This window comes from Photobacterium sp. HL06 (assembly GCF_059552575.1).
The window spans coordinates 331010-346986 of sequence record NZ_CM183914.1; the positions used below are offsets into that span (position 1 = coordinate 331010).

3 protein-coding genes, 5 tRNA genes and 6 rRNA genes are annotated in these 15977 nt (G+C 49.2%); 13 read left to right on the forward strand and 1 reads right to left on the reverse strand.

All coding sequences use genetic code 11. The annotated features are described in order from the left end of the window. The first annotated feature begins 195 nt into the window (after nt 1–195). The 12 genes from AC51G0_RS01640 (at nt 196) to metA (ending at nt 10649) form a co-directional block, all read left to right on the forward strand. A 23S ribosomal RNA gene (locus tag AC51G0_RS01640) occupies nt 196–3086 on the forward strand. Between the two features lie 183 nt (nt 3087–3269). Next, nucleotides 3270–3385: ribosomal RNA gene (rrf, locus tag AC51G0_RS01645) — 5S ribosomal RNA — on the forward strand. Nucleotides 3386–3759: 374 nt separating this feature from the next. After that, a 16S ribosomal RNA gene (locus tag AC51G0_RS01650) occupies nt 3760–5312 on the forward strand. 97 nt (nt 5313–5409) lie between these two features. Beyond that, nucleotides 5410–5485: transfer RNA gene (locus AC51G0_RS01655), tRNA-Glu, on the forward strand. A 1-nt stretch (nt 5486) separates the two neighbouring features. Further along, a tRNA-Lys gene (locus AC51G0_RS01660) sits at nt 5487–5562 on the forward strand. A 30-nt stretch (nt 5563–5592) separates the two neighbouring features. Then, a tRNA-Val gene (locus AC51G0_RS01665) sits at nt 5593–5668 on the forward strand. A gap of 37 nt (nt 5669–5705) precedes the next feature. Next, a tRNA-Ala gene (locus AC51G0_RS01670) sits at nt 5706–5781 on the forward strand. Nucleotides 5782–6081: 300 nt separating this feature from the next. Beyond that, nucleotides 6082–8972, forward strand: a 23S ribosomal RNA gene (locus AC51G0_RS01675). A 117-nt stretch (nt 8973–9089) separates the two neighbouring features. Continuing rightward, nucleotides 9090–9205: ribosomal RNA gene (rrf, locus tag AC51G0_RS01680) — 5S ribosomal RNA — on the forward strand. 50 nt (nt 9206–9255) lie between these two features. Beyond that, a tRNA-Thr gene (locus tag AC51G0_RS01685) sits at nt 9256–9331 on the forward strand. Nucleotides 9332–9339: 8 nt separating this feature from the next. After that, nucleotides 9340–9455: ribosomal RNA gene (rrf, locus tag AC51G0_RS01690) — 5S ribosomal RNA — on the forward strand. The 16S, 23S and 5S rRNA genes sit together here with 5 tRNA genes alongside, the layout of an rRNA operon. Nucleotides 9456–9707: 252 nt before the next feature. Beyond that, complete coding sequence (metA, locus tag AC51G0_RS01695; protein WP_496300413.1) at nt 9708–10649, forward strand: homoserine O-succinyltransferase MetA; 942 nt, start codon at nt 9708–9710, stop codon at nt 10647–10649. A gap of 55 nt (nt 10650–10704) precedes the next feature. Here the strand turns inward: metA and AC51G0_RS01700 are convergent, their stop codons facing one another. Further along, complete coding sequence (locus tag AC51G0_RS01700; protein ID WP_496300414.1) at nt 10705–11985, reverse strand: cation:proton antiporter; 1281 nt, start codon at nt 11983–11985, stop codon at nt 10705–10707. A 195-nt stretch (nt 11986–12180) separates the two neighbouring features. Between AC51G0_RS01700 and metH the strand changes: the two genes are divergently transcribed. Next, a complete protein-coding gene (metH, locus tag AC51G0_RS01705; RefSeq protein ID WP_496300415.1) occupies nt 12181–15852 on the forward strand; it encodes a methionine synthase in 3672 nt (1223 codons plus the stop codon). The last annotated feature ends 125 nt before the right edge of the window (nt 15853–15977 follow it).

Here is a 15977-nt window from a genome sequence, read left to right on the forward strand (position 1 = left end):
AAGCTGACTAGTAAATTCAATTTTTACAATTGAATTAAAATGTTTCATCGAGAGATGAAACGAGTTCTCAAGCAAACACATTTAAGTGTCTTGTGTAGAGTCCGGCGAAAAACCAATGTCTCCCTGCTCTTTCATGTAGAGAAGGAGAGACACAAACCTTGGTTGTTTGAACATACAGACCTCTTGGGGTTGTATGGTTAAGTGACTAAGCGTACACGGTGGATGCCTTGGCAGTCAGAGGCGATGAAGGACGTATTAACTTGCGATAAGCCCAGTTTAGGCAGTAAAAGCCACCTGAGACTGGGATTTCCGAATGGGGAAACCCACTGGCATAAGCCAGTATCGCTACGTGAATACATAGCGTAGCGAGGCGAACCGGGGGAACTGAAACATCTAAGTACCCCGAGGAACAGAAATCAACCGAGATTCCGGCAGTAGCGGCGAGCGAAACCGGATTAGCCCTTAAGCTAGTTGAGCGTTAGGCGAATGTGCTGGAAAGCACAGCAGTAAAGGGTGATAGCCCCGTAGCCGACAGCGCGCTCTTAGTGAAATCGAGTAGGACGGGACACGTGATATCCTGTCTGAACATGGGGGGACCATCCTCCAAGGCTAAATACTCCTGACTGACCGATAGTGAACCAGTACCGTGAGGGAAAGGCGAAAAGAACCCCTGTGAGGGGAGTGAAATAGAACCTGAAACCGTGTACGTACAAGCAGTAGGAGCACCTTCGTGGTGTGACTGCGTACCTTTTGTATAATGGGTCAGCGACTTAATTTTAGTAGCAAGGTTAACCGTATAGGGGAGCCGTAGGGAAACCGAGTCTTAACTGGGCGTACAGTTGCTAGGATTAGACCCGAAACCAGGTGATCTAGCCATGGGCAGGTTGAAGGTGAGGTAACACTTACTGGAGGACCGAACCGACTAATGTTGAAAAATTAGCGGATGACTTGTGGCTAGGGGTGAAAGGCCAATCAAACCTGGAGATAGCTGGTTCTCCCCGAAAGCTATTTAGGTAGCGCCTCGGACGAATACTACTGGGGGTAGAGCACTGTTAAGGCTAGGGGGTCATCCCGACTTACCAACCCTTTGCAAACTCCGAATACCAGTAAGTACTATCCGGGAGACACACGGCGGGTGCTAACGTCCGTCGTGGAGAGGGAAACAACCCAGACCGCCAGCTAAGGTCCCAAAGTTATAGCTAAGTGGGAAACGATGTGGGAAGGCTCAGACAGCCAGGATGTTGGCTTAGAAGCAGCCATCATTTAAAGAAAGCGTAATAGCTCACTGGTCGAGTCGGCCTGCGCGGAAGATTTAACGGGGCTAAGCTATACACCGAAGCTGCGGCAATGCAGTTTACTGCATTGGGTAGGGGAGCGTTCTGTAAGCCGTTGAAGGTGAATCGTAAGGTTTGCTGGAGGTATCAGAAGTGCGAATGCTGACATGAGTAACGATAAAGGGAGTGAAAAACTCCCTCGCCGGAAGATCAAGGGTTCCTGTCCAACGTTAATCGGGGCAGGGTAAGTCGACCCCTAAGGCGAGGCCGAAAGGCGTAGTCGATGGGAAACAGGTTAATATTCCTGTACTGCTTATAACTGCGATGGGGGGACGGAGAAGGCTAGGTGGGCCAGGCGACGGTTGTCCTGGTTCAAGGGTGTAGGCTGATGGTTTAGGTAAATCCGGACCATCTTAAGGCTGAGACCCGATGTCGAGTCACTACGGTGATGAAGTCATTGATGCCATGCTTCCGGGAAAAGCCTCTAAGCGATAGGTTGTAAGCAATCGTACCCCAAACCGACACAGGTGATCAGGTAGAGAATACCAAGGCGCTTGAGAGAACTCGGGTGAAGGAACTAGGCAAAATGGTACCGTAACTTCGGGAGAAGGTACGCTCCTGGCGGTGAAGTCCCTTGCGGATGGAGCTACTGGGAGTCGCAGATACCAGGTGGCTGCAACTGTTTATTAAAAACACAGCACTGTGCAAAATCGAAAGATGACGTATACGGTGTGACGCCTGCCCGGTGCCGGAAGGTTAATTGATGGGGTTAGACTTCGGTCGAAGCTCTTGATCGAAGCCCCGGTAAACGGCGGCCGTAACTATAACGGTCCTAAGGTAGCGAAATTCCTTGTCGGGTAAGTTCCGACCTGCACGAATGGCGTAATGATGGCCACGCTGTCTCCACCCGAGACTCAGTGAAATTGAAATCGCAGTGAAGATGCTGTGTACCCGCGGCTAGACGGAAAGACCCCGTGAACCTTTACTACAGCTTGGCACTGAACATTGACCCTACATGTGTAGGATAGGTGGGAGGCTTTGAAACCATGTCGCTAGATATGGTGGAGCCGTCCTTGAAATACCACCCTTGTAGTGTTGATGTTCTAACGTCGCCCCCTTATCGGGGGTGCGGACAGTGCCTGGTGGGTAGTTTGACTGGGGCGGTCTCCTCCCAAAGAGTAACGGAGGAGCACGAAGGTGGGCTAATCACGGTCGGACATCGTGAGGTTAGTGCAATGGCATAAGCCCGCTTGACTGCGAGAATGACAATTCGAGCAGGTGCGAAAGCAGGTCATAGTGATCCGGTGGTTCTGAATGGAAGGGCCATCGCTCAACGGATAAAAGGTACTCCGGGGATAACAGGCTGATACCGCCCAAGAGTTCATATCGACGGCGGTGTTTGGCACCTCGATGTCGGCTCATCACATCCTGGGGCTGAAGTCGGTCCCAAGGGTATGGCTGTTCGCCATTTAAAGTGGTACGCGAGCTGGGTTTAGAACGTCGTGAGACAGTTCGGTCCCTATCTGCCGTGGGCGTTGGATGATTGAAGGGGGCTGCTCCTAGTACGAGAGGACCGGAGTGGACGAACCTCTGGTGTTCGGGTTGTCACGCCAGTGGCATTGCCCGGTAGCTAAGTTCGGAATCGATAAGCGCTGAAAGCATCTAAGCGCGAAGCGAGCCCTGAGATGAGTCATCCCTGATACTATAAGTATCCTAAAGGGTTGTTGGAGACTACGACGTAGATAGGCAGGGTGTGTAAGTGCTGCGAGGCATTGAGCTAACCTGTACTAATTGCCCGTGAGGCTTAACCATACAACACCCAAGGGGTTTTTCACTGAAATCGTTCCCGGAATGCCGGACCAAGACGATTATCAGTATTGCCTACATCCATGTAGGTATGGACTCCACGAAGCACTTGAATGGTGCTGAGAACAACTAGTTAACTTTCCCAGATTGCTATTTATCGCCTTTGGGCGGTGAATAAAACAGAATTTGCTTGGCGACCATAGCATTATGGACCCACCTGATCCCATGCCGAACTCAGTAGTGAAACGTAATAGCGCCGATGGTAGTGTGGGGTCTCCCCATGTGAGAGTAGGACATCGCCAGGCTTTAATTTCGACTGACCTCGTCAGAGGTGAGTCACCATAAGGTTTTAAGTGAAAACTTAGAATATTATGTTGACTTTCAAAGTGGAAAGCGTATTATACGCCTCCTGCTTCAGCGTTAAACGCTTGAAAGCAAAGCTCTTTAACAATTTGACCATGCAATCTGTGTGGGCACTCGTGAAAAAGTTAAGTCAAAAGATTTATCAATGAACTGAGTGACCAAGAGCTAGAAATAGTTCGATTGCTTTTTTGTTTCACTTTTTATTAAAAAGTGAAAGTAAGAAAGCGGCACAGTCAATTCGAGTTCTCGTTACTAGCTTCTAGTAATGGAAACTCAATCAGTATTCATTGAGCCGGTCGAAAGACCAAAAAAACTTTAATTGAAGAGTTTGATCATGGCTCAGATTGAACGCTGGCGGCAGGCCTAACACATGCAAGTCGAGCGGCAGCGACAACATTGACCCTTCGGGGGATTTGTTGGGCGGCGAGCGGCGGACGGGTGAGTAATGCCTGGGAATATGCCTTAGTGTGGGGGATAACTATTGGAAACGATAGCTAATACCGCATAATGCCTACGGGCCAAAGAGGGGGACCTTCGGGCCTCTCGCGCTAAGATTAGCCCAGGTGGGATTAGCTTGTTGGTGGGGTAACGGCTCACCAAGGCAACGATCCCTAGCTGGTCTGAGAGGATGATCAGCCACACTGGAACTGAGACACGGTCCAGACTCCTACGGGAGGCAGCAGTGGGGAATATTGCACAATGGGGGAAACCCTGATGCAGCCATGCCGCGTGTATGAAGAAGGCCTTCGGGTTGTAAAGTACTTTCAGTCGTGAGGAAGGGTGTGTAGTTAATAGCTGCATGCCTTGACGTTAGCGACAGAAGAAGCACCGGCTAACTCCGTGCCAGCAGCCGCGGTAATACGGAGGGTGCGAGCGTTAATCGGAATTACTGGGCGTAAAGCGCATGCAGGCGGTCTGTTAAGCAAGATGTGAAAGCCCGGGGCTCAACCTCGGAACAGCATTTTGAACTGGCAGACTAGAGTCTTGTAGAGGGGGGTAGAATTTCAGGTGTAGCGGTGAAATGCGTAGAGATCTGAAGGAATACCGGTGGCGAAGGCGGCCCCCTGGACAAAGACTGACGCTCAGATGCGAAAGCGTGGGGAGCAAACAGGATTAGATACCCTGGTAGTCCACGCCGTAAACGATGTCTACTTGGAGGTTGTGGCCTTGAGCCGTGGCTTTCGGAGCTAACGCGTTAAGTAGACCGCCTGGGGAGTACGGTCGCAAGATTAAAACTCAAATGAATTGACGGGGGCCCGCACAAGCGGTGGAGCATGTGGTTTAATTCGATGCAACGCGAAGAACCTTACCTACTCTTGACATCCAGAGAAGTTACCAGAGATGGTTTCGTGCCTTCGGGAACTCTGAGACAGGTGCTGCATGGCTGTCGTCAGCTCGTGTTGTGAAATGTTGGGTTAAGTCCCGCAACGAGCGCAACCCCTATCCTTGTTTGCCAGCGCGTAATGGCGGGAACTCCAGGGAGACTGCCGGTGATAAACCGGAGGAAGGTGGGGACGACGTCAAGTCATCATGGCCCTTACGAGTAGGGCTACACACGTGCTACAATGGCGTATACAGAGGGCTGCCAACCAGCGATGGTGAGCGAATCCCACAAAGTACGTCGTAGTCCGGATTGGAGTCTGCAACTCGACTCCATGAAGTCGGAATCGCTAGTAATCGTAGATCAGAATGCTACGGTGAATACGTTCCCGGGCCTTGTACACACCGCCCGTCACACCATGGGAGTGGGCTGCACCAGAAGTAGATAGCTTAACCTTCGGGAGGGCGTTTACCACGGTGTGGTTCATGACTGGGGTGAAGTCGTAACAAGGTAGCCCTAGGGGAACCTGGGGCTGGATCACCTCCTTACCTAAAGACTTACTGTTTTATGCAGTGTCCACACAGATTGCTTGGTCGAAATGTAGAGAGCATTCAAGTTGCCCAACAACTTGGATAGAAACACTTAGTCCCGTTCGTCTAGAGGCCTAGGACACCGCCCTTTCACGGCGGTAACAGGGGTTCGACTCCCCTACGGGACGCCAAGGGTCGTTAGCTCAGTTGGTAGAGCAGTTGACTTTTAATCAATTGGTCGCAGGTTCGAATCCTGCACGACCCACCATTTCCTCCTTCGGAAATGTAAAACTACGGAGGGCGATTAGCTCAGTTGGGAGAGCACCTCCCTTACAAGGAGGGGGTCACTGGTTCGAGCCCGGTATCGCCCACCACTCTTTCTTTTAGAAAGAACTCAGAAATACCCTCGATGGGGCTATAGCTCAGCTGGGAGAGCGCCTGCCTTGCACGCAGGAGGTCTGCGGTTCGATCCCGCATAGCTCCACCACTCTTTAAGCGCATTTCTTGAAAAAGAAGTGAGTGTGTTTAAAAAGTGGATATCGAAACCTATTTATTTAGGTAGAGAAGTACACATGCTCTTTAACAATCTGGAAAGCTGACTAGTAAATTCAATTTTTGCAATTGAATTAAAATGTTTCATCGAGAGATGAAACGAGTTCTCAAGCAAACACATTTAAGTGTCTTGTGTAGAGTCCGGCGAAAAACCAATGTCTCCCTGCTCTTTCATGTAGAGAAGGAGAGACACAAACCTTGGTTGTTTGAACATACAGACCTCTTGGGGTTGTATGGTTAAGTGACTAAGCGTACACGGTGGATGCCTTGGCAGTCAGAGGCGATGAAGGACGTATTAACTTGCGATAAGCCCAGTTTAGGCAGTAAAAGCCACTTGAGACTGGGATTTCCGAATGGGGAAACCCACTGGCATAAGCCAGTATCGCTACGTGAATACATAGCGTAGCGAGGCGAACCGGGGGAACTGAAACATCTAAGTACCCCGAGGAATAGAAATCAACCGAGATTCCGGCAGTAGCGGCGAGCGAAACCGGATTAGCCCTTAAGCTAGTTGCATGTTAGGCGAATGTGCTGGAAAGCACAGCAGTAAAGGGTGATAGCCCCGTAGCCGACAGCGCGCTTTTAGTGAAATCGAGTAGGACGGGACACGTGATATCCTGTCTGAACATGGGGGGACCATCCTCCAAGGCTAAATACTCCTGACTGACCGATAGTGAACCAGTACCGTGAGGGAAAGGCGAAAAGAACCCCTGTGAGGGGAGTGAAATAGAACCTGAAACCGTGTACGTACAAGCAGTAGGAGCACCTTCGTGGTGTGACTGCGTACCTTTTGTATAATGGGTCAGCGACTTAATTTTAGTAGCAAGGTTAACCGTATAGGGGAGCCGTAGGGAAACCGAGTCTTAACTGGGCGTACAGTTGCTAGGATTAGACCCGAAACCAGGTGATCTAGCCATGGGCAGGTTGAAGGTGAGGTAACACTTACTGGAGGACCGAACCGACTAATGTTGAAAAATTAGCGGATGACTTGTGGCTAGGGGTGAAAGGCCAATCAAACCTGGAGATAGCTGGTTCTCCCCGAAAGCTATTTAGGTAGCGCCTCGGACGAATACTACTGGGGGTAGAGCACTGTTAAGGCTAGGGGGTCATCCCGACTTACCAACCCTTTGCAAACTCCGAATACCAGTAAGTACTATCCGGGAGACACACGGCGGGTGCTAACGTCCGTCGTGGAGAGGGAAACAACCCAGACCGCCAGCTAAGGTCCCAAAGTTATAGCTAAGTGGGAAACGATGTGGGAAGGCTCAGACAGCCAGGATGTTGGCTTAGAAGCAGCCATCATTTAAAGAAAGCGTAATAGCTCACTGGTCGAGTCGGCCTGCGCGGAAGATTTAACGGGGCTAAGCTATACACCGAAGCTGCGGCAATGCAGTTTACTGCATTGGGTAGGGGAGCGTTCTGTAAGCCGTTGAAGGTGAATCGTAAGGTTTGCTGGAGGTATCAGAAGTGCGAATGCTGACATGAGTAACGATAAAGGGAGTGAAAAACTCCCTCGCCGGAAGATCAAGGGTTCCTGTCCAACGTTAATCGGGGCAGGGTAAGTCGACCCCTAAGGCGAGGCCGAAAGGCGTAGTCGATGGGAAACAGGTTAATATTCCTGTACTGCTTATAACTGCGATGGGGGGACGGAGAAGGCTAGGTGGGCCAGGCGACGGTTGTCCTGGTTCAAGGGTGTAGGCTGTATTCTTAGGTAAATCCGGGAATACTTAAGGCTGAGACCCGATGTCGAGTCACTACGGTGATGAAGTCATTGATGCCATGCTTCCGGGAAAAGCCTCTAAGCGATAGGTTGTAAGCAATCGTACCCCAAACCGACACAGGTGATCAGGTAGAGAATACCAAGGCGCTTGAGAGAACTCGGGTGAAGGAACTAGGCAAAATGGTACCGTAACTTCGGGAGAAGGTACGCTCCTGGCGGTGAAGTCCCTTGCGGATGGAGCTACTGGGAGTCGCAGATACCAGGTGGCTGCAACTGTTTATTAAAAACACAGCACTGTGCAAAATCGAAAGATGACGTATACGGTGTGACGCCTGCCCGGTGCCGGAAGGTTAATTGATGGGGTTAGACTTCGGTCGAAGCTCTTGATCGAAGCCCCGGTAAACGGCGGCCGTAACTATAACGGTCCTAAGGTAGCGAAATTCCTTGTCGGGTAAGTTCCGACCTGCACGAATGGCGTAATGATGGCCACGCTGTCTCCACCCGAGACTCAGTGAAATTGAAATCGCAGTGAAGATGCTGTGTACCCGCGGCTAGACGGAAAGACCCCGTGAACCTTTACTACAGCTTGGCACTGAACATTGACCCTACATGTGTAGGATAGGTGGGAGGCTTTGAAACCATGTCGCTAGATATGGTGGAGCCGTCCTTGAAATACCACCCTTGTAGTGTTGATGTTCTAACGTCGCCCCCTTATCGGGGGTGCGGACAGTGCCTGGTGGGTAGTTTGACTGGGGCGGTCTCCTCCCAAAGAGTAACGGAGGAGCACGAAGGTGGGCTAATCACGGTCGGACATCGTGAGGTTAGTGCAATGGCATAAGCCCGCTTGACTGCGAGAATGACAATTCGAGCAGGTGCGAAAGCAGGTCATAGTGATCCGGTGGTTCTGAATGGAAGGGCCATCGCTCAACGGATAAAAGGTACTCCGGGGATAACAGGCTGATACCGCCCAAGAGTTCATATCGACGGCGGTGTTTGGCACCTCGATGTCGGCTCATCACATCCTGGGGCTGAAGTCGGTCCCAAGGGTATGGCTGTTCGCCATTTAAAGTGGTACGCGAGCTGGGTTTAGAACGTCGTGAGACAGTTCGGTCCCTATCTGCCGTGGGCGTTGGATGATTGAAGGGGGCTGCTCCTAGTACGAGAGGACCGGAGTGGACGAACCTCTGGTGTTCGGGTTGTTACGCCAGTAGCATTGCCCGGTAGCTAAGTTCGGAATCGATAAGCGCTGAAAGCATCTAAGCGCGAAGCGAGCCCTGAGATGAGTCATCCCTGATACTTTAAGTATCCTAAAGGGTTGTTGGAGACTACGACGTAGATAGGCAGGGTGTGTAAGTGCTGCGAGGCATTGAGCTAACCTGTACTAATTGCCCGTGAGGCTTAACCATACAACACCCAAGGGGTTTTTTGGACTCCACGAACGCTTGAATGTAAGCGCGAGAACACTAGTTAACTTTCCCAGATTGCTATTTATCGCCTTTGGGCGGTGAATAAAACAGAATTTGCTTGGCGACCATAGCATTATGGACCCACCTGATCCCATGCCGAACTCAGTAGTGAAACGTAATAGCGCCGATGGTAGTGTGGGGTCTCCCCATGTGAGAGTAGGACATCGCCAGGCTCCAAATTTTGAAATTTGCTCCAAAAGCAGGTTTCGACGCAGAATTGCGTGCTGGTATAGCTCAGTTGGTAGAGCGCACCCTTGGTAAGGGTGAGGTCCCCAGTTCAAATCTGGGTACTAGCACCACTAATTTGTTCAGCGACAATAGCATAATGGTCCCACCTGATCCCATGCCGAACTCAGAAGTGAAACATTGTAGCGCCGATGGTAGTGTGGGGTCTCCCCATGTGAGAGTAGGTCATTGCTGAACTTCCTTTCAAAACCCAGCCTATGGCTGGGTTTTCTCGTTTCTGGCGTTTAAAATATCTTTATTAATTTTTCTCATCTTCTATCCATTATCTACAATTCTTTTAATACTCTTTCCCTTGCACCTTAGACTAAATTTATATAGTTTTATTTAGAAATCTGGACGTCTAAACATCTTAATGCAATTGTTCGCCTGATGGTGATAGCCTTAAAGAAGATAGTTTCGTTCGGTATAACGTTTAAGGAGTAAACCAAAATGCCGATTAAAATTCCTGACCAATTACCAGCAACAGATATCTTGCGCAGCGAGAATATCTTTGTGATGTCGGAAGCTCGCGCAGCGAGTCAGGAAATACGTCCACTGAAAGTATTGCTGTTGAACCTGATGCCGAAGAAAATTGAGACGGAAACTCAGTTTTTGCGCCTACTGTCAAACAGCCCTCTGCAGGTTGATGTGGAGCTATTACGGATAGATAATCGCCCAACCAAAAACACACCGACAGAACATTTAGATACGTTTTACCGTCAGTTTGAGATGGTCAAAGATCGTAACTATGATGGCCTGATTGTAACGGGAGCGCCTCTGGGGCTCGTACAGTTTGAGGATGTCCTTTACTGGGAGGAGATCCAGACAATTATGAACTGGGCTAAGGAGCATGTGACATCAACGATGTTCGTATGCTGGGCTGCTCAGGCAGGTTTGAAGTTGTTGTATGATTTACCAAAGCGTACTCGAAGAGAAAAGCTATCAGGGATCTATTTCCATCAAACGCATGATTGCCATCATCCAATGCTCCGTGGCTTTGATGACTCATTTTTAGCTCCGCATTCTCGATATGCTGACTTTTCACCTGAGTACCTGGCTGAGCATACCGATCTCGATATTTTGGCGACATCTGAGCAGGCTGGGGTCTATTTGGCGACAACGAAAGATAAGCGAAATGTTTTCGTCACTGGTCACCCCGAATATGATGTTAATACCCTGCACAACGAGTACTTGCGTGATTTAGGAGAAGGGATGGAGCCGAGTATTCCGGTGAATTACTATCCGGGGGATGACCCACAGAATCCACCAGTCGCTAGCTGGCGTAGCCATGGTCATTTGCTATTTTCTAATTGGCTCAACTACTGTGTTTATCAGCAAACGCCATATGATTTGGCCCACTTCTCGGAAGCAAACTTTACCAAAGATGATTGATTGCTTAAAAGAAGATAAAAAAAGACCTGCAACGCAGGTCTTTTTCGTTTCAGGTCTATTGGTTTTCTGCTTCCCACACTTTGGCTTTGTGGATGAGAGGGGTAATGGTTGAACCTTGGATTAGAATCGAAAATACGACGACAGCGTAGGTCATCACCAGAATGACTTCTCGGACATCAATGCTCTTTTCAGGAATAACGGTAATGCCTGCCGGTATTGCCATTGCCATCGCTAAGGCAAGGCCGCCCCGAAGTCCGCCCCAGGTTAGAATTTTCACCGAGTGCGGGTTATAGTCACGGTAACGCTCGAAGCCCATATATGACAGCTTGATACTTAAAAAACGGCTGAGCAGCACCAATGGGACCGCTGTGACCATCAGAACCCAGTCTTCCTGATGAAAGCTGAACTGTAGCATACTCATACCAATAAGCAGGAAAAGCACGCCATTGAGGAATTCGTCGACGAGCTCCCAGAAGTGATCGAGGTGATCTTCACTTTCTTTGGAAAAGCCGATATAGCGGGTCCAGTTACCAATCATGATTCCGGAAACCACCATGGCAAGTGGTCCAGATACATGGATAACATCCGCGAAGACATAGCCTGCAGTTGGAATACCTAAGGTCAGTAGTAGCTCCATCGAATGATCATCGGTGGAGCTGATCAGGTAATGGAATAACAGGCCAAGGACAAAGCCATAGGCTATTCCCCCAACCGCTTCCTGCAAGAACAGCTGGCCAACCCCTAATACTGTAGGCGCTTCGCCGCCGAAGGCGATGGTGAACAAGGTGACGAAAATAACGAGTCCAAAACCATCGTTAAACAGTGATTCACCTTCAATTTGGGTCGAGATACGTCGCGGAGCATCGAGTTTTTTGACGATAGCCAATACAGCGATTGGGTCGGTAGGAGAAATCAGCGAACCAAAGATCAGGCAGTAGATCAGATCAAGCTGAATACCGAGGAGCTGACAGATCCCCCATAATGCAAAGCCAATGAAGAAAGTTGAAAAAAGGGTCGCCGCCAAGGCCAGTACCGTGATTTCCCACTTTTGATCTTCGAGATTGGGCAATTTTATCCCCAACCCGCCGGCGAACAGCAAGAAACCTAGGATCCCTTTTAGCAGAAAACTCTCAAAGTTAATTTCGCCAAGTTGCTCGGCTGCGATATCTTCAAGGTGGAACCAGCCATTTTGACCTGCGATAACAATGCCCAGTGACAATACCAATGCACCGGCAGTGATGGCGATAGTTGTCTGCATTTTTCCTATTTTGCTGTTTATAAATGCAATTACCATTGCAGCGGCAGCAAGGAAGCAGAGGGTGCTATAGACCGACATGCGTCAACCTCAATGTGGTTAAGAGTAAAGAGTGAAATTGTGACAAAATATAAATCCATCACGTGATGATAGCTATAGAAAACTTTCCTAGATTCTGCCTTTGTTTTGGTGTCGAAAACAACTTTAGACGTCTAGATTTCCATATGGACTGTGGTAGGATGTTATTCAGCTGTAAAATTAGAGAAGGGAAGTAGTGTGGTGTTAAAGGGCAAGGAATTATTACAGAAGCGATTAGAGCAGCAGATCCTGATCATTGATGGTGGCATGGGTACCATGATCCAGGGCTATAAGCTGGAAGAAGATGATTATCGTGGAGCACGGTTTGCAGATTGGCATTCCGATCTTAAAGGTAACAATGATTTATTGGTACTGACACAACCCCAATTGATCAAAGATATTCATGCTGCGTACTTAGAGGCTGGTGCGGATATTCTGGAAACGAACACCTTTAACGCGACCACGATTGCCATGGCTGACTATGATATGGAAAGCCTGAGCGCAGAAATTAACCTTGAAGCTGCTCGCCTAGCCCGCCAGGCTGCTGATGAATGGACGGCAAAAACACCCGAAAAACCCCGCTTTGTTGCCGGGGTACTTGGCCCGACCAACCGAACATGTTCTATCTCTCCGGATGTTAATGATCCTGGCTTTCGAAATGTCACTTTTGATCAATTGGTTGAAGCCTACTCTGAGTCTACCCGTGCTCTTATCGAGGGGGGATCTGATTTAATCCTGATCGAAACCATTTTCGATACCCTGAACGCAAAAGCCTGTTCGTTTGCTGTTGAAAGTGTCTTTGAAGAGTTGGGTATTGAGTTACCAGTGATGATCTCCGGTACCATTACCGATGCATCCGGACGTACGTTATCAGGCCAGACGACCGAGGCTTTCTACAACTCACTACGCCATGTTAAGCCTATTTCATTTGGTTTGAACTGTGCCTTGGGCCCTGATGAGCTGCGTCAGTATGTTGAAGAGTTATCACGAATTTCTGAGTGCGCCGTTTCTGCTCACCCGAATGCCGGCCTGCCAAATGCTTTTGGTGAATATGATCTCAGCCCTGAAGATATGGCTGCACATATCAAAGAGTGGGCGCAAAGTGGTTTCCTGAACTTAGTCGGTGGGTGCTGTGGGACAACCCCTGAGCATATCCGTCAAATGGCCGAAGTGACTCGTGATGTGACCCCTCGTCAATTACCCGAAATTACTACTGCTTGTCGTCTCTCTGGGCTAGAGCCGTTAACCATTGAAGCTGATAGTTTATTTATCAATGTCGGTGAACGTACCAATGTTACTGGTTCAGCTCGTTTCAAACGCTTAATTAAAGAAGAGTTGTATGATGAAGCGTTAGAAGTGGCTCGTCAGCAAGTAGAAGCTGGTGCACAGATCATTGATATCAATATGGATGAAGGCATGCTGGATGCGGAAGCGGCAATGGTTCGTTTCCTCAACTTATGTGCAACTGAACCTGAGATTTCGAAAGTCCCTATCATGGTCGATTCTTCGAAATGGGAAGTCATTGAAGCGGGTTTGAAATGTGTCCAGGGCAAACCGATTGTTAATTCCATCTCGCTCAAAGAAGGCAAAGAAAAGTTTGTTGCCCAGGCTAAGCTGCTTCGCCGCTATGGTGCGGCTGTCATAGTGATGGCATTTGACGAAGTTGGCCAGGCAGACACCCGAGAGCGAAAAATTGAAATCTGTACCAACGCCTACCGTGTATTGGTCGATGAAGTGGGCTTTCCGCCTGAAGATATTATTTTCGATCCAAATATCTTTGCGGTTGCAACGGGTATAGAAGAGCACAATAACTACGCTGTCGACTTTATCGAAGCCGTTGGTGATATCAAGCGTACTTTGCCGCATGCCATGGTCTCAGGCGGTGTATCCAATGTTTCTTTCTCGTTCCGGGGAAATAACCCGGTGCGGGAGGCGATCCATGCCGTGTTCCTGTACCACTGTTTTAAGAACGGCATGGACATGGGGATTGTGAATGCCGGCCAGCTGGCAATTTATGATGACTTGCCGGATGAGCTGCGCGAAGCTGTCGAAGATGTGGTTCTTAACCGTCGAGATGACAGTACTGAGCGTTTACTGGATATTGCGGGGAAATACCGTGACAGTGGTGCGGTGGAAGATGATCGCAGTGCACAAGAATGGCGTGGCTGGGATGTCGAAAAACGCCTTTCACATGCGTTGGTCAAAGGTATAACGGAATTTATTGTCGAAGACACGGAAGAAGCTCGCCAAAATGCAAGCAAGCCACTTGAAGTGATTGAAGGCCCGTTGATGAACGGGATGAATATCGTTGGTGATTTGTTCGGTGAAGGCAAGATGTTCCTGCCGCAGGTAGTGAAATCAGCGCGCGTCATGAAACAGGCTGTTGCTTATCTTGAACCGTATATTAATGCTGAGAAACAGGCCGGTAGCTCGAACGGCAAGATTTTGATGGCGACAGTAAAAGGCGATGTTCACGATATTGGGAAGAATATTGTCGGTGTCGTACTGCAGTGTAATAACTACGAAATCATTGATCTTGGCGTGATGGTATCTTGCGATAAGATCCTCAAAGTTGCGAAAGAGGAGAATGTCGACATTATTGGCCTGAGCGGCCTGATCACTCCATCGCTTGATGAGATGGTACATGTGGCGAAAGAGATGGAACGCCAAGGCTTTGATTTACCATTGCTTATAGGGGGGGCGACCACCTCTAAAGCACATACAGCTGTGAAGATTGAAGAAAATTACCACGCGCCGGTAGTCTATGTTTCGAATGCTTCTCGTGCCGTTGGGGTATGTTCTGCTTTGCTCTCTGATGAACAGCGGCCAAAGTTTGTTGAACGTTTAGAGAAAGAGTACGAGGTTGTGCGGGATCAGTATGCCCGTAAAAAACCACGTACCGCCCCGATCACCTTGGAAGAAGCCCGAGCCAACAAAGTGGATATCGATTGGGAGGCCTATCAGCCACCCGTTCCGGCAAAAGGCGGGATCCACACGTTTAATGATTTCCCAGTATCTAGATTACGCAAGTATATCGACTGGACGCCTTTCTTTATGACCTGGTCGCTCAGTGGTAAATACCCAACCATCTTACGCCATGAAGTGGTGGGAGAAGAAGCGCAGCGCCTATTTGATGATGCTAATAAGCTGTTGGATGAGATTGAGCAAAGCGGCATGATTAAGGCCAATGGTGTCTGTGGATTGTTCCCGGCCAACAATATCGGTGATGATATTGAGGTTTACACCGATGAGTCTCGTACTGAGGTGCTGACGACCTTGCGTGGTTTGCGCCAGCAGACGAACAAACCCAAGGGGCCAAACTACTGCCTGTCGGATTATATTGCGCCGAAAGAGAGCAAAAAGGCTGACTGGATTGGTGCTTTCGCTGTCACTGGCGGGATCGGAGAATATGACATAGCTGCTCAGTTTAAGGCTAAGGGCGATGATTACAACGCCATTATGATCCAGGCGGTAGCTGATCGCTTGGCTGAAGCATTTGCTGAGTGTATGCACAAAATGGTGCGTAAGGAAATCTGGGGTTATGCGGCTGATGAAGATCTGAATAATGACGATCTGATCCGCGAGAAGTATCAAGGTATTCGTCCTGCGCCGGGCTATCCGGCTTGTCCTGAACATACCGAGAAGGACGAGATCTGGAAGTTGCTGGATGCCGAGGCAAATACGGGTATGACCCTGACAGAGAGTTTTGCAATGTGGCCGGGAGCGGCGGTATCGGGCTGGTATTTCTCCCATCCGGAATCTCGCTACTTTGCGGTGGCACAGATCCAAGCCGATCAGCGTGATAGCTATGCTGAGCGTAAAGGCTGGGATCTGGTTGAAGCAGAAAAGTGGCTGGGGCCTAACCTTTAAATTCAGAGTTATACCAATCGGGATAAGTAAGTGTTCAGATAATTGCGCAGGAAAAATCACCTAAGGCAAGGAAGAATTTGCAGTAACTAGTGGTTCTAATTACAAAAATTCTGACGTAGTAATAG